The sequence below is a fragment of the Polyangium sorediatum genome (assembly GCF_029946465.1).
GTDB lineage: Bacteria > Myxococcota_A > Polyangia > Polyangiales > Polyangiaceae > Polyangium > Polyangium fumosum.
Genome location: NZ_JARZHI010000017.1, coordinates 119,799 through 143,154, shown reverse-complemented (window position 1 = coordinate 143,154; position 23,356 = coordinate 119,799). Strand labels below are relative to the sequence as shown.

Genomic DNA, 23,356 nt, shown 5'->3' with positions numbered 1-23,356 from the left:
CGAGGTCACCTTCGGGCTCCTCGCCGAGCTCAGGCGGTGATGCGCACGAAGAACGAGCTCACTTGGCGAGAGCAGCAGCAGCTTCGAGCTGTGTGTCGATCCCGGCCGCGAGATCCGACGCCTTGAAGTCGACCACCACGTCGATGGGCGCGGCGCCTTCCATCGACTCGCCGGTCGCCGTGTCCACGCAGTGCGCGCCGGAGATGAACGAGAGGATCCCGGCGTGTACGCCCTCGGCAGGTGCGATGTGCTTCGTCACGTAGGAGTCGCCCGTCGAGTAGCCGTAGGCCCCAGCCGAGGCGTGGCCCACGATCATGACTCCCGCTTTCTTCGCGGCCTGGACCATCCAGTCGGCAGCGCTGTACGCGGTGCCGTCGACGAGGAGGACCTGCTTGCCGGTGAAGCCGACCGACGGCAGCGGCTCGTCGGCGAAGGCCTGGTAGGGGAACGGATACTCCACCTCGCTTGTCGTGAAGGCCGGCGGGTCCGAGGCAGGCACGCGCGCGTAGCAGTTGGCGAACGCGCCTTCCGTCGAGCCCAGCAAGTCGCTTCCTATCAAGGCGATGCCAAGCTCTTGCGAGCCGCCGCCGTTGCCGCGGATGTCCCAAACGAGCCCCTTGATGTCGCTGTACTTGAGGAGCTCGTTACGGATCAGGTCGATGCCCTCGGCGACCCACGTTCGGTAGTTTTCGACAGTGAAATCTTGGGGGAAGGGATGATCGGCGTGGTTTCCGAGCGTCGGCACGATCATCACGACGACGCCGTCGGCGCGCTGCGAGGACTCGAACAGCTTGGTCCGCGACGGGCGGCGGAGGGCGTCGAAGCAGGAGATATAGTTGGCCGTCCGCTCGGGCACGGTGATGGTCTTCGTGGTCCCGTCAGAGGCGATCACATCGATCGTCGCGCCCGTGTTGAGGAGCGCGAAGAGGTTCGACGCCGCGTAGTCGTCGCGCGCGCTCTTCGACGGCAGCGAGCCGTCGCAGATCGGCTCTTGGCCAATGCGGTCGAGGAAGCCGGGGCTCTGCCATACATCGCCGTTCGCGGTGGTCACCTTGACGACCTGGTCGCCCGGCTTGAGGCCCATCGGGTTGTTGTCTGCCGCGAACGTGATGATCGACGCGTCGCCAGCCGCGCGCGCGCAGACGCCGTACCAGGAGGTACCGCGCAGAGGGACGTTCGCCTCGCGCGTCATGCACGCCGACCAGTCGTTCGGGCCGAAGCCGATGGACGTGTGACCCTGAGGCACGCCTCGGAACACGTGCCGCACCGCCTTCGCGAGCGCGTAGTCGGACTCGTCGCCGAGGAAGAGAATGCGGCGCGCCTCCTTCTTCATCGCCGGGAAGTCGAGCCCCTGGTCGTAGCCGGTGTAATCACGGAGGTCGTCGGCGTACTGGTCGACAGCGGCGGCCTGCTTCTGCTGCTTCTCGGTCGCCGGTTCGCACGCGCTCCCCTTGCAGATCTGATTGTCGGGGCAGTATGCGGCACCGCTCCAGTTCAGCGAGCCGCCGATGAGCTCGCACGTGGAGACCTTTCCGTCGTCACAGCGTGTCGCGCCTTGCGCATCACAGTCACCCGCGGGCGGCGAGCCGTCGGGCTCTCCGCCGTCGGGCAACCCGCTGTCGGGGACGCCTCCATCCGGGGTCCCGTCGGAGGGCCCAGGGCCCGCGGCCGGATCGCTAGAGCAGCCTTGAATCGACAGGAAGGCGGCAGCCATTGTGCCAGCCGTAAAAAGGACAGTCCGTTTCATGAAACTTGCTTCCCTTCAAGTGAAGGAGTCGAGGCGACATAAAAGCTCCCCTCGGAGGGTGTGTCCACGCTTGTATCGTGCTGGAGCTCCGGATTGTCGAGGCCGAGGCGGGCGCGGGGGTCGGGGCGGCCACGGGGCTCGGCTCCAAACCGCCACACGCGACGAGGAAAACGCACAGCAGGGGTCCAGGAAGACGTTTCATTCGCCCACGCTAGCACTCTCGGAGAAGCGGACGAACCCGTGCGAGGCGCGTGATGGTATGAAGCGGCCACCTGCATGAAAGAGCTGAATGAAGCGCTGCCCTTTCCCCCGACGCGGCGTGATCCGGAGAGCGGCTTCACGCTGCACGGGAGGCGTTTCGACGATCCGTACGCCTGGATGGAGCGGCTCGACGACGCCGAGACGCAAGGTTTCATCGCCGCGCAGGAGGCCGTCACGCGCGGCGTGCTCGACGGGGTGCCGGGGCGCGACTGGCTACGGGCCGCCGTGACGCGCTCCGCGCGGTATGCGCGGCTGTCGCCTCCGATTCGCACGGGGCCAAACGGACGTGAGTTCCTCTGGCAAGCGGATGCGGAGGACGAAAAGCTCAAGCTCCTGATGCGGCGCGAGAAAGGCGCGCCGCTGGAAACCGTGCTCGATCCGAATACGTGGGCGAACGACGAGGCGCTCGTCTTCGCGGTGCCCTCGCCCGATGGCACGCGGGTCGCGTTCGGGAAGGCCGTGGGCGGCACGCACGGCGCGGTGATTCACGTGCTCGACGTCGAGACGGGGCACCTCTTGCCCGATCGGCCCCGCGGCACGGACCACGCGTCGCTGGCGTGGCGACCCGACGGAGCCGGCTTCTTTTATTCGGCGTGTCCTGCGCCGGGCGAGGTGCCCGCGGGCGACGAGGCGCACTGGAACGCCATTTACGAGCACCGGATCGGGTCGAGCACGCCGGCACGCCGGGTCTTCGGGGACGACCACAACAAGGAGTACTGGTGCTCCGTCAAGGTGAGCGAGTGCGGCCGTTTTGCCGTGCTCTCGAAATGGGACTTCGTGCATGCCAACGTCGTCTCGCTGCTGCGCCTCGCGGACGACGTGCTCTTGCCGGTGGCCCCCGTGATGCGGTCGCTCCACCAGGTGCAGGTGATCGGCGATTCACTGCTCATTCATACTGATCTCGACGCGCCACGCGGACGAGCGTGCATCGCGTCGCTCGCGGCGCCGACGGAGTGGCGGACGATCCTGCCCGAAAACGAGGACACGCTGCAAACCGTCGTCGGCGTGGGTGGCCGGCTTTATGCCGTGTATAACCATGCGGCTTCCCATCGCGTCCATATCCACGCCGAAGACGGCGCCTACCTCCGCGAGCTCGTGCTGCCGGCGCTCGGCTCGGTCAATCGCAACGAGGGGGACGGCGTCGTCAGCGGCGTCAGCGGCGCCTGGACCGGCGACGAGGTGTGGGTGAGCTTCGAGTCGTACGTGCAGCCGCCCTCGCATTATCGGTATGCTTATGCGACCGACCGTTTGACGCCGTACCACGTGCCCGACGTCGGGCTCGATCCGTCAGCGTTCGCGACCAACCAGGTGTGGTATTCATCGGCCGACGGCACGCGGGTGTCGATGTTCGTCATCCACCACAAGGACCTGCCACGCGACGGACGAATGCCGGTGCGGCTAAGCGCGTACGGGGGATTCAACATCTCGCTCCAGCCGCGCTTTTCGGCGGTCACCGCCGCCTGGCTGAAGCTCGGCGGCGTGCTCGCCTTCGCCAACATTCGAGGCGGAGGCGAGTACGGTCGCGCGTGGCACGAGGCCGCCATCAAGACGCGGCGGCAAAACGCGTTCGACGATTACATCGCCGCAGCCCGCTTCCTCGTGGCGGAAGGCTACACGACACCTGCCCGGCTCGCCTCGCGCGGCAACAGCAACGGCGGGGTGCTCGTCGCCGTCACCGCCCTGCAAGCCCCCGAGGCGTTCGGCGCCGTGTTCTGCCGCGCGCCCACGCTCGACATGCTGCAATTTCCCAAATTCGGCTTCATGAGCTCGGCGACCGTCGAATACGGCTCGCCCGACGATCCCGTCGAGGGCGCGTATCTCGCCGGGTATTCGCCGTACCACAACGTGCGATCCGATCGCCGGTATCCCGTGATCACGTTCGTCCCGGCGCTCAACGACCGGATCGCGCCGCCCTACGATCCGCTCAAAATGGTCGCGCGGCTTCAGGCGGAAAACACGCTCGGCGGGCCGTATTTCTTGCTGCCGCTCCGGGCGTCGGGCCACGGCGGCGGCACGACGCTGACGGCGCTCGTCGAGCAGGACGTGGATGAATTGAGCTTTTATTGCTGGGCGCTCGGCGTCGCGCCGCTCGACGCTGGCGCGGCGGACGCAGCAGGTGCGGCGGACGCGGCGGGCGCGGCGGACGCAGCAGGTGCAGCGGGCGCGGTGGACGCAGAAGGCGCGGGTTGACCCGACGGCGTCTTCTCCACGATCGGCACGCCGCTGCCCTTCGTCCGCCACCCGCCCCCGAAAAACCCGAGCGACCCGTCCGCTTGTCGCACCGTCACCGGCGGCGCCCAATAACTGTTCGGCGGCGGTACCTCCCAGTGACCCCGCCGCCACACCCAGCGCCGCCGCTCCCACGTCCACTCGCCGTCGATCCAGACTTCCTTTTTGCCCGGGCGCACCGGCACGACCTCCACGCGCGCCGCCGGCGGCGGGTACGGCACGAGCACCGGCGCCTCGCGCACATGCGGGCCCACCTCGGGCAGCGGGACCGGCGAGCCGCCGCACCCCGCGAGCGCCACGAGCACGAGGAGGATCAGCTCCCGGCCCATCCGAAAAACGCCTCGACGGCCGCGCGGCCGAAGAAAAGGTATTCCAGCGTCGCGAGCGCCAAGAAAGGCCCGAACGCGACGCGCGCCTGTCCGAGCCCCTCGCCCGCCTCCTCCGCGAGCGGGTCCGCGGCGAGCTCTTTTTCAGCCTCGGCGCGCTCCTCCGGCGTCATCGCCGCGAGCTCCTTCTGGATCTCCTCGCGCTCGAGCCGCACCGCCTCCGGCTCCTCGATCTTGCCGCGCACCGCGAGCACGCCGATCGCCGCGAACGTCCCCTGCACCGCGCCCGCGCAGAGCACCACGAGCGCGCCGCCCCAGCCGAACCACGCGCCCGAAAGCATCAAGAGCTTCGCGTCGCCGAGGCCCATCCCCGCCCCGCCCCGCAAGCGCGGGTAGATCACGATGAACGGCAGCCACACGACGGCAAACCCCACGGCCGCGCCGATCAGCGAGTCCACGAACGAGAGGTCGCGCAGCGAGGCCGTGGCGAGGCCGAGCACCGCGCCGCCGAGCGTGATCTCGTCGGGCAGGATCATGTGCTCGAGGTCGATGAACGCCGCCGCGACGAGGCCAAGCACGAGCGCGAGGTCGGCGATGTAGATGGCCCCGGCGCGCGCGAGCGAGGTCGTAGGGTCGAGCGGCGTGAGGATCACGTGCACGATCGCCAGGGAGAGCAGGCCCCCGATCGCCTCGACGAGCGGGTACCGCGGCGAGACCGGAGCGCCGCAGCAACGCGCCTTGCCGCGCAGGAAGAGCCATCCGAGGACGGGGATGTTGTCCCAGGGGCGGATCGGGGTCTCGCACGCGGGGCAACGCGAGGCGGGGCGGACGACGCTCATCCCGCGCGGAACGCGGTAAATCACGACGTTCAGGAAGCTGCCCCAGAGCAGGCCGAAGACCAGCGCGAAGCCGTACAGGAACGAGGGGGGCAGGTCGCCGAGCATCAGCACGGGAGGCGCAGCATAGCGCGAGGCTTTGCCGGGGCGCGCCGTGTCTGGCATAAACCGGCGTCCTCGCATGAAATTTCCGGGAAACGAGACCTCCTTCGCGCTCCTCTGCGCCCTCGCCGCGCTCGCGGGCTGCACCTCGGGCGGAAGCGGCTCCTCCACGGGCAGCGCGGACGGCGGGCCGCCCGTCGTGCTCTCGCCGAAGGGCAAGGTGCTCGAAGCCGCTGAGAACCAGGCCGATCCGGACGCTGGCGCCTCGAAGGCCGAGGCCGCGAAGAGCGAGCGCGTCGACATCCCCGGCGGCGCCCTCGTCGCCGGCTCGACCCCCGGCGACAAGGGGCGTGATCCCGTGCTCGAGCCCGCCGAGCTGGAGGTGAAGCTCGGCGACTACGCGATCGATCGGTACCTCTACCCGAACGACCCGACGAAGCCGCCGCTCACGGGCGTGTCGCGCGCGAAGGCAGCCGAGCTCTGCGAGCAAGCCGGGGGGCGGCTCTGCACGGAGCTCGAATGGGAGCGCGCCTGCAAGGGGCCCGAGGGGACGACGTACGCGGGGAGCGCCTCGTGGGATGCGAAGTGCGCGAAGGAGCCAGCCTCGTGCGCGTCGGGCTTCGGCGTGCTCGGGATGGGCGCGGCGTACCGGGAGTGGACGGCGAGCGAGGTGCTGCCGATCGAGGACATGCAGCCACGCGCGGCGGCCGTGCGCGGGGCGCAGGGCAGCGCCGTCGGGCCGGATCATCGGTGCGCGCATCGGACGGCGATCGACCCGGGCGCGAGCGCGCAGGATCTCGGTTTCCGTTGCTGCCGCGGCGCCCCGAACGCGGCCTCGATCCCGTCGCCGCAATGGGAGCAGACCTACCGGCGCGTGGAGCTGCCGGCGAAGGAGCTCGCGGAGATGTTCGCCTCGGTGCCGGCGCTCTCGACGCTCGACCGGGAGATCACGTACTTCAAGGAGCCCGACGACGTGAACGTGGTGCTCGCCCGGGGCGACGCGGGCGCGGCGCCGCAGAACACGGTGCTGACGACGTCGCCGCTGCTCTGGAACCCGGTGCCCGGCGAGCAAATCGTGGTGCTCGCGGGGCGCGCCGCGAAAGATTCGTTCGTCGTCGCGTTTTATCGATTGCCGGGGGATCGATACCGCATCGCCTCGACGCTCGTGCTGAAGGATGAAAAAGGCCCGATCGCGCTCGGCTTCAATGGATACGTGCGCAAACGGCTGTTCTGGGCGACGTGCTGGGATTGTCGCGGCGAATCAGGGAACGTGACCTACCGCGACGACGGGCGCGTCGTGATCACGCAGAAGTGAAGGCCGCGTCAGGGCGACGCGAGGTAATCGTGATAGTGGTGAAAATACTTCACCAGCCGCTCGGTCACGTCGGCGAACTCCTGAAAATCGAGCGATTCGGTCGGTAGCTCCGCGCAAAGCACGACTTCGCTCTGGTTGCCCTGGGCGAACTTCGCGATGCGCATGTCGCGGTTCAGGAGCAGGAGCCGGCGCGGCAGCTCCGGTGAGGGCTGGATGCGCGAGGAGAGGACGGGCAGGAGCGAGAGCATGAGCCAGTGCTCGCTGCACTGGATGAAGTAAGGGGGCAGCGACTCGTTGCCGGGCCGCCGCGGGAAGACGCGCAGCGTCTTCGGACCTTCGTCCTTGACCTCGTAATCGAGCCTCTCGAGCCAACCGCGGACCGTCTCGACGTCCATCGCGACGGAGCCTAGCGTTCTTCCGGGCAAGATGCGACGAGACAGAGCCGCGCCCGGCCATCCTCCTCGTGCGTCGTGTCGAGCCGGCCGCCGAGCAACGTCGCCGCGACGCGGACGCAGTAGATCGAGAGCCCCCGGCCATACGTCGCCTGGATGTACCTCCGGCGTTGCGCCGGCGGCGCGCCCGTGGGCGGCGGATCCACCGTGTGGTACGAGCGCGGCGTGTAACGGACCTCGACGCGCGCCTCGGCCCCGTCGCGCGCCGCCGAAAGGACGAGCGCCGTCCGCGGCGCCGCGCGCTCGATCCCGAACGCGATGAGGTTGTCGATCGCCCGCGCGCAGAGCCCACGATCACACCGCACCATGACCTCGCCGTGCCGGAGCGCCGGATCCAAGACGAGATCGACCTCCGCCGCCGCAGCCTGCTTGCCGAGCCGGCCGAGCGCCTCCCGCCCGAACAGGACGAGGTCACACGCCGCGGCCGCGCCCGAAGGAGGCCCGCCTCGACGCGCCACGAGGTCGAGGTTGCCGGTGAGGCGCCGCAAGACATCGCAAAGCATCTGCGCGTCGCCCAGCGCCTCGACCGCCTCCGTGCCCGTCCCCGGCGCGAGCGAGCTTTCGACGAAACTCAGGTTCGTGATCAGCGCGGCGATGGGGTTGTTGAGGTCGTGGGCCATCACGGCCATCAACTCCTCGAGAGATGCATCACCGCCCGGGTCGGACATGGTCGGCCAGGATACCGCGAAACCTCGTTTTGGGCACGGAAACGGTGAAAGATCCCGGAAAAATCTTACAAGGAGAGGACCGCGGGCTCTCCGCGCTCGGCGACGCGGGCCGAGATCAGGGTGAGGAGGCTCTTTCTGCGCTCGTCGAGGTCCACGAGGGTGCGCGGCGAGACGAGCCAGGTCTCGAACGGGCCGGACGCGAGCAAGTCCCGCGCGTGGTCCCGGTCGAGCGCGAGGAGGGCCTGCTGCAAGCCGCGCGGGAAACGCGCGACGGGGCGGAGGCGCGAGAGCAGGACGTCGAGCGCGCGAGGATCGACCTTCGACGGGAACGCAGCGGCATTGTCGGTGAGGTGGATCTCCCCAGCGACGTCGTCGAAGTGGACCGCGCGGCGCAGGACATGGCCGGTGAGGTAGTCGAGGACGAGGGTCTCGACGTAGTCGGCGAGGAGCGCGGTGCGTTCGCCGGGGAGCGGGTCGGGCGCGGCGGCCCAGCGGGCCCAGGTCTCGGCTTCGAGGGAGTGGTCGAGCGTGACGTTGTGGCCGGCTGGCAAGGCCCACGCGCCGGGGCCGTCGCCGCGGCCGGGGGCGAACATCAAGGCGTCGACGGTGCCGTCGTTCTGCACGGCGGCGTGAAGCGAGAGGTAGTCGCGGAGATCCCGCTGGCCCGCGAAGAGGGCGCCGAGCTCGCCCGTGCCGATGCGCCGGAGCACGGCCGCAGGGACCACGCGCATGCCGAGCGCCCGCGCGAGCCGCTCGAACGCGAGGCTGCCGCGGTACGCGACGGGGTGCTCCGCGAGGGCGAGCAGGAGCAGCGCGGGCGCCAAGCGGGGCGGGTCTCGCCGTTCGAGCGTGACGCCAAACATCCCCGGCCGGCTCCAGCCGACGAGCGCGACCGACTTGATCGGGGCGTGCAGAAGCTCGCGGCGCACGGGATCAGCCTCGACGTCGAGCTCCTTCGGCGCGGGCCTCGGAGCGGCGCTCGCGGCGGGCGTCACGCTCGTGGCGGTCACGGCAGACGGCGTGGCCTTCGCAGGGGCCTGCGGATCGCCCTCCGTGGGCTGCGGTTGTCCTTCCCGCGCACAAGCCCCGAGGACGAGCGCCGCCGCGGCGATCCGCGAGAGCGCGCCGCCTGGGGGGTTTGGGGGCGCAGCCCGGCTTGTCCGAGCGTAGCCCCCGAGTGGAAAGGGATTCACGCGAGCACGCGTTCGCGCAGGAAACGCTGGATCCTGTCGCGCACGAGATCGGGGCGCTCGATGGGCACGGCGTGGGAGCCGCCGTTCACCATGAGCAGCTCTCCGTGCGGCAGCGCGGCGGCCATCTCCTCGGCGTACCGGGGCGGCGTGAAGGTATCGCGATCCCCCGCGACCACGAGCACAGGCACGTTCACCTTCGGCAAGAGGTCCGAAGCCGAATGATCCCCGGCGGACCGGAGCATCCGCAGGAACATGGACACGTCGATGTCGACCATGTGCTTGAGGTACGGCATCACGTCCTCGGGACGGATCGACCGATCGATTTCACCCGTCAGCATCGCCAGGCGCAGGGCTGCCTCGGCCGGCACCCTTCCCCACAGCGCCCGCACGATCTCGGGGTGGGCGTCGACGCGTGCGATGAGCTTCGGCAGCATCTGCGCGAGCACGTCGGTACCCTTGAACGTGTGGGTGATGCGCCCCGGCGCGCCGCAGATCAGAACGAGCGCGCGCACCTTCTCGGGCCGGAGCCGGTAGGCCTCGAGCGAGACCTGGCAGCCCATCGAATGGCCGACGAGCACGACCTCGGGGTCGGCGACGGCGCGCCGGACCGCGTCGAGGTCGCGCGCGTGGTCGGCGAGTTCGATGCACTTGGGGTCCGCGGGCAGGCTGCTACGGCCGTGGCCGCGGTAGTTCCAGTGGGCGACGCTGGCCACGGAGGAGAGGTCGTCCCACAGGTACTTCCAGATGAAGCCGTCGCAGGCGATCCCGTCGGAGAGCAGAACCGTGAGATCCGAGGGGCCCCGCCTTCGCCGCACGAAGAGGCGCGTCGTGTCGGGGGCCGTGGCGAACGAGGCGGTCTGGGGGGCGCTCCCGCTCGAAGGAGGGGGCAAACTGCTCGTCGTCAATCGCCGAGATCCTCTTCGCCTTCACCGACCTCGTTCACGCTCGGCAGCTTTTTGATTTCGAGCCGGGCGAGCTTCCAGGCGCGCTGGACCACCCACGACAAAGACCGATCGAGCCGCGCCGCTTCTTCCTTGATCTCCTGGAGCATCGACTCCGGAAAGTAGAGACTTTGCTTCCTTTTGTCGGTCTTCGACGCCTCGTTGTTCTTCGCCAGCGTGTCTTTGTCGTTCATGGCTCCCCGAAGGCGTGAGCTAGAGCTACAAGGGAATACCTTAGCGCACGCGGGATGCACGAGGAAGCGCCGCGGGAGCAAGCTCACGCTCTCGCAGTGGCCTTCCCCACATCAAAAACGTTGAAATCTTACCTTCCGCCGAACCCTGCGTCCGTCCACGCACGGACGCTCCGCTCGCGTCAGCCGGCATGGTAGGTTCGCTTCATGTCGGGCGATTTCGTGCTCGTCGTGGATGCGGATCTCTCCGCTTACCGGGCGCTCGTCGAGGGGCTGCCGTCCGATACGTATGACGTCGTCTCGGCCGCCACGGCGCGGGCCGGATTCAACGTCGCCTGCGCCCTCGAACCCCACGTGATCGTCGCCTCGCTGGATCTGCCCGACGCCGACGCGCTGGAGCTCGCCTCGGTGATCCGCGGCCACGATACGCGCGTCGCCTACACGCCGCTCGTCGTCCTGACCACGTCGGACGACGAATCTACGCGCCTCGCCGTGCTCGCCAGCGGCGCCGACGTCGTGCTCTCCGCCCCGATCGACCCCGCCGAGCTCGTGGCCCAGGTGAACGCCATGATCGCCATGGGCGAGCGAATCCGCGAGCTCGAACGCGGCCAGTCGATCCTGCCCCCCGCGAGCGACGGCGAGTCCTTCGCGGTCCTCGGCGACCCGACGAAGATGTCGATCGCGAGCGTGCTCGGCGCCCTGGAGCTCGAACAACGGAGCGGCGAGCTGCGTTTCTCCAGCACCACGAGCCCGAGCCGCCTCGCCATGTCCATCGCCTCCGGCGTGATCGTCGGCGGGACACTCGATCAGGCGAGCATCTCCCCGCTCGAAGCCCTCAAAGCGGCGCTCACGTGGTCAGGGACACAGTTCGGTTTCGTGCCGCGGGAGCCGCTGCCGGCGCCGCCGGACGCGCAGCAGCTCGGGGCGCTGCTCATCGCGGCGTTCAACGAGACCGAGCCGAGCGATCGGCTGGCGCACGAGATCGAGGCGAGCCAGCGGCTCTTCAGCGAGACGGCGGCGAGCCTGAAGCTGACGGAGTCGATCGCAGGGCTGCGCGCGGCGGCGAGCCTCCGGTTCGGCGAGACGGCGTCGGGGCTCCGGCTCGAAGATACGGCCGCGGGGCGGAAGTTCCTGCGCGACACGGCGGCGGGGCTGCGGCTCGCGAGTACGATCGCGGGGGCGCGGATCGCGGAGTCGGTCGCGGGGCTCAAGCTCGGCGACACGGCGGCCGGGATCCGCATGGGCACCACGACGAGCGGAAAGGTCGCGCCCGCGCCGGCCCCGGAGGAGCTCACGAGCACGCTGACGAGCTTCGATCAACGCACGACGCCCACGCCGTCGCAGCCGCCGTCCGAGCGGTCGTCCACGCGCATGCGCACCACGCCGAAGCCCGACCTCTCCGCCGAGAAGGCGGCCATGCGAGGCACCTTCCGCGGGCTCGAGGTCGAGCAGGTGATCAAGTCGTCACGAGGCGGGAGCTAGGCGCTCAGGCGATCGCCGCAGGCTCGACGATCCGCCCGGCGATCGCGCTCGCCGCGACCACGAGCGGGCTCGCGAGGTAGACCTTCCCGGGGCCCGATCGCCCGGGGAAGTTGCGGTTGATCGCAGAGACCGTGACTTCGTCCGCGGTGAACGAGACGCCCGGCCCGGCCTTGATGCACGCGCCGCACGAAGGGTCGACGAGCTCGGCGCCCGCGCGCTCGAAGATCTCGATGTAGCCCTTCTGCTCGGCATAACGGCGGATGTCCTGCGAGCCGAACTGGATGTAGAGGTGCACGCCGTCGGCGACGCGCTTGCCTTGCGCGACCGCAGATCGGAGCACCTCGGCGTACATGTCCATGTCCGCCTTCTTCCCGCCCGTGCACGAGCCGCCGTAGGCCACGTGGATCTTCACGTCGCCGCCCGCGACCTCGGCGAGCGAGCGCAGAGGCACGCCGTTGCGCGGGTCGCCCGGGGTCGCGACCATCGGCTCGATCACGCCGAGGTCGACGTCGAAGACAGCCATGTACGTCGCGCCCTCGTCGGCTCGCACGATCTGCGCGCGCACCGTGTCCGCGTCGAGGCCACGTTGCTTGACCAGGTACTCGACGACGACCTCGTCGGCCTCGATGATGCCCGTGAAGCCGCCGGCTTCGACGGCCATGTTCGTGAGCGTCGCGCGCTCGTCGAGCCCCATCGCGCGCACGCCATCACCCGCGAACTCCAGCACCTTGCCGATGCCCTCGCCGCTCTTCCAGAACGGCTGCGAGAGCAGGTAGAGCATCACGTCCTTGGCGGTGACGCCGGGGCGGAGCTTCCCGTGCAGGTTGAAGCGCGCCGACTCGGGCACGGCGACGCGGATGTCGCGCGTGAGCCAGGCGTTCGCCATGTCGGTCGAGCCGACGCCGAACGCGAAGCATCCGAGCGCGCCGGCCATGCACGTGTGCGAGTCCGTGCCCGCCACGACCTGCCCGGGCAGGGCGATCTCCTCGATCACCTTGTTGTGGCAAATCGCCTCGGATCCGACGGTTTTTCCGTCGCGTACGACCTCGCCGTAGAGCTTGACGTGGTGCTTTTGGGTGAACGCCTCCTGCACCGTGGCGAGCGAGGCGGCTTGCTCCTTGAGGCCCATCTTCTTGTGGGCCTCGGACATCACGAGGTCGAGGAACGTGAGGTGATCGCGGAACGCGTACACGCTCTCCGGCGCCTCGACCTTCGCGTCGGGGCCGAAACCTGCGCGGAAGAGCGACTCCGCCATCGGCGTGACGTACTCGTGCGAGAAGCGGACGTCGGTGCGCACGAAGAGCGAGTCGCCGGGCTTGACCGCCTTCACGCCGATCGCGCCCGTCCTCGCGTCGACGATCGCGCGCGAGGCGAGGATCTTCTCGCAGAGCGTCATCGGCCGCGCCGGGGTGTCGAGCGTCGGCGGCGAGACTTCACCGGCGAGGCGAGCCTTGTTGTACGTGAACAGGCCCCCGTACTCGACGACGTCGCGGCTGATGGGGTCGAGCCCGCGCGTGAACTCGGAGATCGGGATCTCCTCGCCGCGCTGGACGCGGTCGAGCACGCTGAAGTCCGTGGTCGTGAGCAGGCCGATGTTCTGGCAGTTCTGCCCGTAGATCTTCTCGATGCTCTTGGCGACGACGATCTGGATGCCCGCCTCGCGCTCGGAGTACGGCGCCGTCTCGCGCGACGAGCCGCAGCCCTTCGAGCGGCCGCTGACGATCACGCCGAAGCCGCCGTTCTTGATGGCGTCGCGCTCGATGAGCCCGCCGCGCAGGCCGACCAGGCAGTACCGGGCGAGCGTCTCGTCGTAGTAGTAACAAACCCAGCCCGGCGTGAGCTCGTCGGTCGAGATGTTGTTCACGAGGGCGTGGCGCTCGGGGTCGAACGCGATCGAACCTCCGCCGAGCTGCGCGCGCAGCGTCTCGGGATCCTCGGTCAGGTACAGGGTGCGTCCGCTCGGGCGGACCGATGTGCGACGGGGGATGGGCATGTTCCTCTCGACCTCCCTCGGCGAAAGACGGGAACTGCAGCGCCGTGCCGGTGATTTATCCCGATCCCGAGGCGGGATCCAATGCGGTCTTTCCGCAAATTTTTCGCGCACCTTGACGCGTCGTGGCACGAGAGCATCTACCACCCGCCGCAGTCGATGTCGTCGAGCCGGATCCCCTTCAGCCACGCCCAGCCAAAGCGGCCGCGCCCAACCTCCACGAACACATCCTGCCCCTCGTGCAGCGACGCGTAGAGCTCGCGCTGCACGGGCAGCTCGACGGGCGCGGCCTCCCTCGGCAGGCCGTCGAGGTGCACGAAGTACGACGTGCTCGTCTTGTACGTGCGTGATCCTTTCGAGGAGACGCGCGCCTGCAGGCACGTCGGCGGAGCCGCATCCATGCGGCCGTTCATGGCGATCGCGGTGCCCGCGCCGGAGAGCGGCATGGCGAGGAGCAAGAAACAAAAGCACGCGCCGAACAGGCGGAAGCTCACCGAGCGGCCGCGCACGAGCACGCCCACGAGCGGGAGCGCGCAGAGCCACGCGACGAGCCCGAGCGCCGCGCCGACGATCGTCGCGCTGCTGCCGAGCGGGTAGTACGCGCCGCGCGCCCACGACAGCAGGTAAAACCCGACGAACGCGAGCACGACGGACACCACGGCCGCGACCGGCCCGGCGAGCCAGAGCGCCGGCGGACCGGGCCTCGCGCTCGGCGCCGGCAAGGCCTCCGTGATCGCGCCGAGCTCGCCGCACGCCGTGCGCAGGGCGCCGTCATCGAAGCGTTCGCCCGCGTCCCGCACGGCGAGCAGCTTGCCGCCGCCATCGTGGATCGCGACGGACGAGAAGCCGGCGTCGAGCAGCGCGAGGACACGTTGCCGCACGCGCGCCTCGCCGAGCACGCGCTCGACGTCTCCATCCGGCGCGTCCGACTCCACGTACACCGCGGCGTCGAAGGTGGCGTCGCCCGTCTGCACCTCGCGGTTGATCCGGAGCTTCTTGCCGAGCATGTCGACCGACGTCTCGCGCCGGATCACGATCGGCAGCCGCGCCGCGGCGCCGCTCCCCGTGGCCTCGACCTCGATCTCCGCCCTTCCCCCACGCCCATGGCGGAGCCGCAACACGAACGGCTGTCCCTGCGCGGTCACGCGCAGCGCGCCGCTTTCGCTCTCCGCGCCGAGGGCTTGACCGAGCGCGAGGAAACGTCGATCGAGCTCTGCGCGCTCCGCGTCCTGCTTGCGCCCGAGCCCCAGCAAAACGAGCACGAGGACAGCCGCGAGGCCGAGGCAAACGACAAGGGCAACGGCAAGCACGAGGCCTATCCTAGCGTGGTAACCTGCCCGAGATGACCGACGAATTCGACCTCGTGGTCCGCGGCGGCGACGTCATCGATGGCACGGGCAGGCCACGCTTCGCGGCCGACGTCGGCATCAAGGAAGGCCAGGTCGCAGCGCTGACGGTCCCCGGGGCGATCACGGGCAAGGCGACGCTCGACGCCCGCGGCCTCGTGGTCGCGCCCGGCTTCGTCGACATCCACTCGCATGCGGATTGGCTGCTGCCGCTCGACGACCACGGCGAGATCCTCGCGCCGATGCTGCGCCAGGGCGTGACCTCGCTCGTCGTGGGCAACTGCGGGCATTCGCTCGCGCCGGTCACGGAAGATTCCACGCGCCTCGCCGACGTTTCCTCGGAGATCCTGCGCGACCGCGCATTCCCCTACGCCTGGCGCTCGACGGCCGAGATGCTCGACGCGATCGAGGCGCGCGGCGTGGCCTTCAACGTGGCGTTCCTCGCGGGGCACGGGACGATCCGTCAGTCGGTGATGGGCAACGCGCCCCGCGCGCCTGCGCCGGACGAGCTCGACGCGCTCCGGCGCGCCACGCGCGACGCGCTGCGGGAAGGCGCCTTTGGCCTCTCCGCGGGCCTCGCCTACAAGCCGGGCGTCTTCGCGCCATCGGACGAGCTCGCCTCGCTCTGCAACGTCGTCGCCGAGGAAGGCGCGATCTTCACGGTGCACGGCCGCGCCTACGTGTGGATCTCGCCCTTCTACAAGCCGATGCTCCTCGGCGCGCCGCACAACGTGCGCTCCGTCGACGAGCTCGTCACCGCGGCGAAGCGCGGCGGCGCGCGCCTCCAGCTCTCGCACCAGATCTTCATCGGCCGCCGCACCTGGCGCACCTATCCCACCGTGCTCCGGCGCATCGAGGAGGCCGTCGCTTCCGGCGTCGACGTCGCCTTCGACGCGTTCCCGTACACGGTCGGCAACACAACCATCAACGCGATCCTGCCCGCGTGGGTGCTCGACCATTTCGAGGAGCGCATCCGCGACCCCAAGGTCCTCGCGCGGCTCCGTCGCGAGTTTGCGATGTTCCGCCTCGCGCTTGGCCTCGACTGGTCCGACATCACCGTCACCTGGGGCGGCGGCAAGGCCTCGCTCGAGCCGCTCGAAGGCCTCGACATCGCCGCGATCGCGCGCCGCCTCGGCGTCTCGCCCTTCGACGCGTACGTCCACGTCTCGCGCGAGAGCTCGGGCGCGGCGCGCGTGCTCATCGGCACCTACTCCGGCGACGACACCGACGAAGAACCCCTCCGCGCCGTCCTCTCGCACCGGCTCTGCGCCTTCGAAACCGACGCGATCCTCACGCGCCGCGGCCGCTTCCACAACCCCGCCTCCTTCGGCACCTTCCCGCGCGTCCTCGGCCGTTACAGCCGCGATCTCGGCCTCTTCTCGCTCGAAGAGGCCGTCCGCCGCATGACCTCCTTCCCCGCCGAGCGCGTGGGCCTGCCGGGCGTCGGCCGCCTCGCGCCCGGCCATGCGGCCGATCTCGTGCTCTTCGATCCGCTCCGTGTCGGCGAGGGCGGCCCGAACGCGCCGCCCGTCGGCATCGACAAGGTCGTCCTCGGCGGCCACGTCGTCGTGGATCGTGGCGCGATGCGGCTCGACCGGCCGCGCGGTCGCGTCTTGCGCCGGCGCTAGCCGGATCGTGCGGAACGCCTCTCCCGGTCCGACGAAGGCCTGCTAGAGTCCGGCGCTCCCTGCGGTTTGGCGGCGGGGATTTCCGACTCGACCGGATGATTCGTTCTCCCCGCACCTCCGTCGCGATCCTGGGCGCTGGCCTGACTGGCATGTCGGCGTCGTTCCACCTCGGCCGCGCGGGTGCGTCGCATCGCCTCTTCGAGCGGCTCGGCCGGCCGGGCGGGCATGCGATCACCCTGGAGGACGAGGGCTACCGCTTCGATCGGACGGGCCACCTCCTGCACCTGCGCGACCCGGATCTGCGCGCGCTCGCGCTCGGCTGGATCGGCGAGGACTGGGTCGAGGTCGAGCGTCGCTCGCGCATCTGGTCGCACGGCACCTACACCCGGTATCCCTTCCAGGCGAACACCTACGGCCTGCCGCCCGAGGTCGCCTACGAATGCCTGCACGGGTTCGTCCGGGCGCATCACAACCCCGACAAACCCGCGCCGAAGAACTTCGAGGAGTTTTGCCTCCAGCATTTCGGCGAGGGGTTCAGCAAGCATTTCATGATCCCCTACAACACGCGGCTCTGGGGCGTCTCGCCGCGGGAGATCACGGCCGCGTGGTGCTCGCGGTTCGTGCCTTTGCCGAAGCTCGAAGACGTGCTCGCGGGCGCGGTGGGCCTGAACGACCGGGAGCTCGGGTACAACGCGCGGTTCGTCTATCCGCGGCTCGGCATCGGCAAGCTCGCCGAGGGGATGGCGAAGAGCCTGCCGACGCGGATCGAGCTTGGCCGTGCGCCCGCGTCGATCGATGTTCAGGCGCGCGAGCTCCATTTCGAGGACGAAACCGTCCCGTACGACGTGCTCGTCTCCACGGCGCCCTTGCCCGTGCTCGTCGAGCGCCTCGCGGGCGCGCCGGCGAACGTCGTGGAAGCGGCGCGGCGCCTGCGCTGCACGCACCTGTATTACCTCGACGTCGCGCTCGACGGCCCCTGCGGAGAGCCGCTCCACTGGGTGTACGTGCCCGAGGAAAAGTATCCGTTTTACCGGGTCGGTTGTTACTCGAACTTCTCCGATGCAATGGCGCCGCCCGGCAAAGCGAGCCTCTACGTGGAGCTCGCGGACCGCAGCGAGCCGGATCTCCCGGCGCTCTTGCCCCGCGTCGCCGAGGGCCTCACCGAGATGCGGCTCATCGATTCGCCGAAGCAGATCCGCTTCGCGCGGGTCCGCCGCATCGACCACGCGTACGTGATCTTCGACCACGCGTACTTCGACTCGCTCGAGGTTGTCTTGCCGTTCCTCGAAGGAAACGGCATCGTGACCGCGGGCCGCTACGGCGGATGGAATTACTCGTCGATGGAGGACGCCCTGCGTTTCGGCCGTGACGCCGCGGCGAAGGCGATCTCCTCCCTCGGCGGAGGGGCGGCGAAGGAGCCCTGAGCCCGATGGATCCCCGGATATCGATCGTCATCCCGGTCTACAACGAGGAGGCCATTCTGCACGCCGCGGTCGTCGACCTGCGCGAGCGGCTGCGCCCCTTCGATTGGTCGTACGAGATCGTCCTCGCCGAGAATGGCTCGCGCGACCGCACGGTCGAGATCGCCGCCGAACTCGCCGCGAAATACCCCGAGGTCCGCTTCTTCTCGTTCGGCGAGCCGAACTACGGCGGCGCCCTCCGGCGCGGCATCGTCGAGGAGGCGCGCGGCGAGATCATCATCTGCGACGAAATCGACCTCTGCGACGCCGATTTCCACCGCCGCGCCGTCGAGCGGCTCGACGCCGGCTCCGTCGACATGGTGATCGGCTCCAAGCTCCTCGACGGCTCGGCCGACGAACGACCGCTCGCCCGGCACGCGGCCAGCATTTTCTACAACGGCCTGCTCCGCGTGACGCTCGGCTTCCAGGGCACGGACACACATGGACTCAAGGCGTTCACGCGGCGAGCGCTCCTGCCGATCGCGCGCGCGTGTGTCGTCGAGAAGGACGTCTTCGCGAGCGAGTTCGTGATCCGCGCCTACCGCGCGGGCCTCTCGATCCAGGAGATCCCCGTCCGCGTGAAGGAAAAGCGTCCCCCCTCGATCAACCTCGTCAAGCGCGTGCCGAACGTGCTCAAGAGCCTCGCGAAGCTCACCTGGGCGATCCGGATCAAGGGCTAGTCCTCGGGCCGCGCGAGCCCCTCGCGCGCCTCTGCGACCCGCGACGCGGCGTGCTATGACGCGCACCATGCCGCGTCCCGTCAACAGTTCCGCAAAGGTAGAGCCTCGACGATCCGACCACGACGTCGACCTCGTCGTCATCGGCGGCGGCGTGAACGGGACCGGCGTCGCCCGCGACGCGTCGATGCGCGGCCTCCGCGTCGCGTTGATCGAACGCAACGACCTCGCGTTCGGCGCGAGCGGCAACAACAGCGGCCTCATTCACGGCGGCCCGCGGTACATGCTGAACGACCCGAACGTGACGGCGACCTCGTGCCGCGACTCGGGCTACATCCAGCGCATCGCGCCGCACATGCTGCACCGCGTCCCGTTCTTGATGCCCGTCGAGAACAAGGGCCGCGCGAAGATCATGTTCGCCCTCATCGACGCCTTCTTCGAGGCGTACGACCGCTACCAGCCGCTCAAGCGCGGCAAAAAACACGCGTTACTCACGGCCGAGGAGATGCAGCAGCTCGAACCGGGGCTGCGCGGCAACATCGTCGGCGGCATCAGCTTCGACGAGTGGGGCATCGACGGCGCGCGGCTCTGCGCGGCGAACGCCGTGGACGCGGGCGAACGCGGCGCGCGCATCCTCGTCGGCTGCACGGTCGAGCGCATCGAGCGGCGCGAAGACACGGGCGAGGTCGTCGCCGTCCACTACCGCGATCGGCGCAAGGGCGGGACGGGCAAGCTGCGCACGGGCACGGTCATCAACGCGACGGGCGCGTGGGCCCCGATCACCGCCTCGCTCGGCCGCATCGCGCCGACGCGCGCGCGCGTCCGCCCCGGCAAGGGCATCCACATCGTCTACGACCGGCGGCTTTTGAACTATGCCGTCGCCGCGCAGACCATCGACGACCGGCAGATCTTCGTCGCGCCCTGGCAGAACATGACGATCGTCGGCACGACCGACGACGACTTTTACGGCGACCTCGACGAGGTCCGCGCGACGAGCGAGGAGGTGCGCTACCTCGTGCAAGGCGTCGCGCGTGTCTTCCCGCAGATCCACACGGCGCGCGCGATCGGCACCTACGCCGGCGTGCGGCCCACGCTCTACGCCTACGGCCCGCACGAGGATCGGCTCTCGCGCGAGCACCAGATCATCGACCACGCCGCGCACGACGCGCCGGGCGTCTACTCGATGATCGGCGGCAAGCTCGCGAGCTACCGCATCTTCGCCGAGGAGATGACCGACGTCCTCGCGGCGCGCTTCGACATCGGCGCGCGCTGCGCCACGCACGAGCGACCGCTGCCCGGCGGCGACAAGCCCGTCGACGCGATCGAGCTCGCCGCGCGCATGGAGATCGATCCGGTCGCGGCGCGTCGCCTCGTCTTCCGTCACGGCTCGCGCTCGCTCCACATCGCCGAGCGTGTGCAAGAGCGGCCGCGCGAGGCGGCGACGGTCTGCGCGTGCGAGCCGGTGACCGAGGCCGAGGTGCGGCACGTCGTGCGGACCGAATGGGCCCGCTCGGTCTCCGACGTCGCGCGCCGGACGCGGCTCGGCATGGGCGCGTGCGGCGGCATGCGATGCGCCGCGCGGTGCGGGCAGATCGTGGCGCAGGAGCTCGACCTCCCGCCGCGCGAGGGCCTCCAGCAAGCGGCGCGTTTCCTCGCGCGCCAGGCGCAGACGCGCGCCGTCGCGCTCGGGCCCGAGCAGGCGCAGCAGGAAGCGCTGGCGATCGCGGCGGTCCGCGCCGAGCTCGGCGTCGACGTGCGCGACCTCGACGAAGGCGAGGCCGCGTGAGCCGCCGCGTCCTTGTCCTCGGCGCGGGGGTTGCCGGCCTCTCGGCTGCGTTTGCCGCGCGAAACAGCGGCGCCGACATCGTCCTCGTCTCGGCCGGCGCGGGCGCGAGCTCGCTCGGCGGAGGCGCTGTCGACGACGTCCCCTGGGAAGAACGCATCCACGCCGCGCGCGTGCTCGGAAGCCCCATCGAGCTCCACACGTTGCCGCCAGAGGTCGTCGCATTTTCGAACGCGCTCGGCATTTGGGACCTCCCGGATCGGGCGCCGCCGCCGTTCGTCGCGACGATCGCGGGCCGGCTGCGCCCTGCGCGCGGCCGAGACAAGGGCCTGCTCGATCTCGGGGCGCTCCGCGGCAAACGTGTCCTTCTGCCCCGCGCCCCGCGCGCCGGCTGGGACGCCGACGCCATCGCCGCGACGCTCTCCGACGACCCGCTCGCGCGCCGCACGGGCCTTCGTTTCGAGGCCATCGACGCATCGATCCTGCGCTTCGCGGACGAGGCGCGCATCTCCGACGGCGACCTCGCGACGCGGCACGACGACCCTGCGCGGATCGGCTGGCTCGCCGAGCGCCTGCGCGAAGCGCTCACGGCCGACGCGCGGCTTCACCCGGACGAACCCGCCTCCGCCGTGCTGCTCGGCTCCTGGCTCGGCGCGCGCGCGGCCCGTGCAGAAGAGCTCTCCGAGCGTGCCCGTGTCTCCGTCGGCGAAGCGCTCGTCGGCGTGGGCTCCGCCGCGGGCCTGCGCTTCGATGCGGCGCAACGCAAGTTCTTCGACAGGCTCGGCGTGCAGCGCATCGCCGATCGCGCCGTATCGCTCGTCCGTGACGGCGATCGGCTCCTCCTCACGCGTGCGCGCGACACCACGAAGATCGCCGCGGACGCCGCCGTGATCGCGATGGGCGGCGTCGCGGGCGGCGGCATCGTCTACGAGCCGCCCGAGCACGGAGCCGGCGACGATCTCCCTGCGCGTGGCGCCATCCCCTTTGCGCTCTCGATCGACGCGCCCGTCGCGCTCGCGCTCGCGCGAGGCCCGCTCGACGTCGTCGCCTCCATGCACGGCCCCGAGCTCGATCAAACCGCGTGGCCCAAGGACGCCGCGCCCTCCACGCTCGAGGCTGTCGGCATCCACGCGCCCGGCGGCCGCGCCGCGCCTTTTGTCTTCGCCGCGGGCGATGTCCTCGCGGCTCGCCCGCGCACCCTGCTCGAAGCGGTCGCCTCGGGCCTGCGCGCGGGCCACGCCGCTGCTCAGCCGGTTTAACGCGGCGCCGCGCCGAGTTTCTCGATCAGCATCTTGTAGCCTGTCGCCAGCACGAAATCGGAGCCCTTCGTCGGGTCCGCCGGCACGTCGCGCGCCGGCCCCGTATCGTCGGCGGTCGCCCGCACGATCGGCCCGCGCGCCACGTTCGTGTTCGCGGTCCCGCCTCCTGCTTCGGCGGACAGATGCCCGTCGAGATCGCTCTCGCGCACCACCTCGCCCGGTTGCAGCGGCCGGCTCGCCTCGACGCGCACATCGGGCTGGATCCCTTGCGCCTGGATCGATCGACCGCTCGGCGTGTAGTACCGCATCGTCGTCAGCCGCATCCCTGCGCCGCCCGGCAGATCGAAGATCGTCTGCACGCTCCCTTTGCCGAACGTCGACGACCCGATCACCGACGCGCGCCGGTTGTCCTGCAGCGCGCCTGCGACGAGCTCGGACGAGCTCGCGGAGTACTCGTTCACGAGCGTCACGATCGGCAGGCCCGCGAGCGCGCCGCCGCTGTTCGCCTTCACCTCGTCGATCACCTTGCCTCGATGCCGCGTCGTGTAGATGACCCCCGTGTCGAGCATCTCGTCGGCGATCGCCTCGGCCTCGTCGACGAGCCCGCCGGGGTTGTTGCGCATATCGAGCAACACGCCGCGCAGCGGCCGCGTGCTCTCCGCGCGTAGCTTCGCCGTCACGCGCAGAAGCTCCTCGTGCGTCCCGGCCTGAAATTGCCGCAGTTTCAGGTACGCGACGTCGCTGTCGAGCCGCTTGCCCACCACGCTCGCCACGTGGATCTCCTCGCGCGCGAGGTCGAGCTGGATCGCCTCCGAGACGCCTTGCCGGCGCAGCGTGATGCGCACGCGTGACCCCGCGGGACCACGCATCAGCCCGATGATCTTCTCGAGCCGCTCGCCGCGCACGGGCTTGCCCTCGATCGCGACGATCTCGTCGCCCGGCTTCATGCCGGCGCGCGCGGCGGGCGAGCCTTCCATCGGCGCGAGCACCATCACGCGCTCGTCGCGGAAGTCGACCTCGACGCCGATACCGCCGAATTTCCCTTCGGTGTCGCTCTGGAAGAGCGCGTACTCCTGCGGGGTCATGTACGCCGAGTGGGGATCGAGCTCGGCGACCATCCCCTTGATCGCGCCTTCGACAATTTTATTTCGCTGGGCTGGATCGACGTAGTGGTTCTCGACGAGCACGAGGACCCAGGAGAGCTGGTCGAAGGGGTCGTACGGGCTACTCGATTGGTTCCTCGCGTGTACGGCCTGGCTCGTCACCGCGCCGCCGGCGAAGGCGGCAAGCACGAGGCCGGCGGTCCGGAGCCATCGGGGAGCGGACATGCGCATGCTCCGACCATAGCAGCCCGCGGCCTGGATCACGGGCATGGCGGACGGGGCCAGAAGCCGGGCGAGGGACCCAGGTTCGTGGCGCGCCCCGCCTGGGAGAGCAAAATCCAGGCGTGCCAGGGAGAAGCTCGTCCCA

18 protein-coding genes are annotated in these 23,356 nt (G+C 70.0%); 8 read left to right on the top strand and 10 right to left on the bottom strand.

Annotation, left to right across the window (positions count from 1 at the left end):
* Positions 1-58: 58 nt before the first annotated feature.
* The gene (locus QHF89_RS20745) at positions 59-1,714 is read right to left on the bottom strand and encodes a S41 family peptidase (protein ID WP_136966496.1); all 1,656 of its coding nucleotides are present in this window, start codon (positions 1,712-1,714) and stop codon (positions 59-61) included.
* Positions 1,715-2,023: 309 nt separating this feature from the next.
* Here QHF89_RS20745 and QHF89_RS20740 point away from each other — a divergent pair, with 309 nt between their 5' ends.
* Positions 2,024-4,198, top strand: a complete 2,175-nt coding sequence (locus QHF89_RS20740; protein ID WP_136966497.1) for a prolyl oligopeptidase family serine peptidase — start codon at positions 2,024-2,026, stop codon at positions 4,196-4,198.
* Between the two features lie 352 nt (positions 4,199-4,550).
* Here the strand turns inward: QHF89_RS20740 and QHF89_RS20735 are convergent, their stop codons facing one another.
* Positions 4,551-5,507, bottom strand: coding sequence for a prepilin peptidase (locus QHF89_RS20735; protein ID WP_284720745.1), 957 nt, complete (start codon positions 5,505-5,507; stop codon positions 4,551-4,553).
* A gap of 73 nt (positions 5,508-5,580) precedes the next feature.
* On the opposite strand from QHF89_RS20735, the gene QHF89_RS20730 reads away from it, so the two are divergent.
* A complete protein-coding gene (locus tag QHF89_RS20730) occupies positions 5,581-6,816 on the top strand; it encodes a formylglycine-generating enzyme family protein (protein ID WP_136966498.1) in 1,236 nt (411 codons plus the stop codon).
* A gap of 8 nt (positions 6,817-6,824) precedes the next feature.
* Here QHF89_RS20730 and QHF89_RS20725 read toward each other — a convergent pair whose 3' ends face one another.
* The 5 genes from QHF89_RS20725 to QHF89_RS20705 all read right to left on the bottom strand — a co-directional run bounded on the left by QHF89_RS20725 (position 6,825) and on the right by QHF89_RS20705 (position 10,264).
* Positions 6,825-7,211, bottom strand: a complete 387-nt coding sequence (locus QHF89_RS20725; protein WP_136966499.1) for a YbjN domain-containing protein — start codon at positions 7,209-7,211, stop codon at positions 6,825-6,827.
* Between the two features lie 11 nt (positions 7,212-7,222).
* The gene (locus QHF89_RS20720; protein WP_136926998.1) at positions 7,223-7,936 is read right to left on the bottom strand and encodes a sensor histidine kinase; all 714 of its coding nucleotides are present in this window, start codon (positions 7,934-7,936) and stop codon (positions 7,223-7,225) included.
* Between the two features lie 65 nt (positions 7,937-8,001).
* Positions 8,002-9,129 carry a hypothetical protein gene (locus QHF89_RS20715; protein WP_136966500.1) on the bottom strand — a complete coding sequence of 376 codons (1,128 nt, stop codon included), beginning with the start codon at positions 9,127-9,129 and terminating at the stop codon, positions 8,002-8,004.
* The gene (locus tag QHF89_RS20710) at positions 9,126-10,034 is read right to left on the bottom strand and encodes an alpha/beta fold hydrolase (protein WP_136966501.1); all 909 of its coding nucleotides are present in this window, start codon (positions 10,032-10,034) and stop codon (positions 9,126-9,128) included. Before QHF89_RS20710 ends, QHF89_RS20715 begins: the two co-directional genes overlap by 4 nt.
* A complete protein-coding gene (locus QHF89_RS20705) occupies positions 10,031-10,264 on the bottom strand; it encodes a TIGR04563 family protein (protein WP_136926995.1) in 234 nt (77 codons plus the stop codon). The genes QHF89_RS20710 and QHF89_RS20705 overlap by 4 nt, the downstream gene beginning before the upstream one ends.
* Before the next feature lie 204 nt (positions 10,265-10,468).
* Between QHF89_RS20705 and QHF89_RS20700 the strand changes: the two genes are divergently transcribed.
* Positions 10,469-11,743: a response regulator gene (locus tag QHF89_RS20700; RefSeq protein WP_136966502.1), complete on the top strand. Its 1,275-nt coding sequence runs from the start codon at positions 10,469-10,471 to the stop codon at positions 11,741-11,743.
* A 4-nt stretch (positions 11,744-11,747) separates the two neighbouring features.
* On the opposite strand, the gene QHF89_RS20695 is transcribed toward QHF89_RS20700, so the two are convergent.
* Both QHF89_RS20695 and QHF89_RS20690 read right to left on the bottom strand, forming a co-directional pair.
* Complete coding sequence (locus QHF89_RS20695) at positions 11,748-13,736, bottom strand: aconitase family protein (RefSeq protein ID WP_136966503.1); 1,989 nt, start codon at positions 13,734-13,736, stop codon at positions 11,748-11,750.
* A gap of 137 nt (positions 13,737-13,873) precedes the next feature.
* Positions 13,874-15,043, bottom strand: coding sequence for a hypothetical protein (locus tag QHF89_RS20690; RefSeq protein ID WP_136966504.1), 1,170 nt, complete (start codon positions 15,041-15,043; stop codon positions 13,874-13,876).
* 32 nt (positions 15,044-15,075) lie between these two features.
* Between QHF89_RS20690 and QHF89_RS20685 the strand changes: the two genes are divergently transcribed.
* The 5 genes from QHF89_RS20685 to QHF89_RS20665 all read left to right on the top strand — a co-directional run bounded on the left by QHF89_RS20685 (position 15,076) and on the right by QHF89_RS20665 (position 21,886).
* Positions 15,076-16,707 (top strand): N-acyl-D-amino-acid deacylase family protein, encoded by a 1,632-nt coding sequence (locus tag QHF89_RS20685; protein ID WP_136966505.1) that lies wholly within the window; start codon positions 15,076-15,078, stop codon positions 16,705-16,707.
* 95 nt (positions 16,708-16,802) lie between these two features.
* Positions 16,803-18,131 (top strand): protoporphyrinogen/coproporphyrinogen oxidase, encoded by a 1,329-nt coding sequence (locus tag QHF89_RS20680; RefSeq protein ID WP_136966506.1) that lies wholly within the window; start codon positions 16,803-16,805, stop codon positions 18,129-18,131.
* Positions 18,132-18,136: 5 nt separating this feature from the next.
* The gene (locus tag QHF89_RS20675) at positions 18,137-18,847 is read left to right on the top strand and encodes a glycosyltransferase family 2 protein (RefSeq protein WP_136926989.1); all 711 of its coding nucleotides are present in this window, start codon (positions 18,137-18,139) and stop codon (positions 18,845-18,847) included.
* A gap of 67 nt (positions 18,848-18,914) precedes the next feature.
* Positions 18,915-20,630, top strand: a complete 1,716-nt coding sequence (locus QHF89_RS20670; protein WP_136966507.1) for a glycerol-3-phosphate dehydrogenase/oxidase — start codon at positions 18,915-18,917, stop codon at positions 20,628-20,630.
* On the top strand, positions 20,627-21,886 hold the full coding sequence (locus tag QHF89_RS20665) for a hypothetical protein (protein WP_136966508.1): 1,260 nt from the start codon (positions 20,627-20,629) through the stop codon (positions 21,884-21,886). Before QHF89_RS20670 ends, QHF89_RS20665 begins: the two co-directional genes overlap by 4 nt.
* Here the strand turns inward: QHF89_RS20665 and QHF89_RS20660 are convergent.
* Positions 21,883-23,214 carry a S41 family peptidase gene (locus QHF89_RS20660; protein ID WP_284720731.1) on the bottom strand — a complete coding sequence of 444 codons (1,332 nt, stop codon included), beginning with the start codon at positions 23,212-23,214 and terminating at the stop codon, positions 21,883-21,885. The genes QHF89_RS20665 and QHF89_RS20660 overlap by 4 nt on opposite strands.
* Positions 23,215-23,356 lie beyond the last annotated feature (142 nt).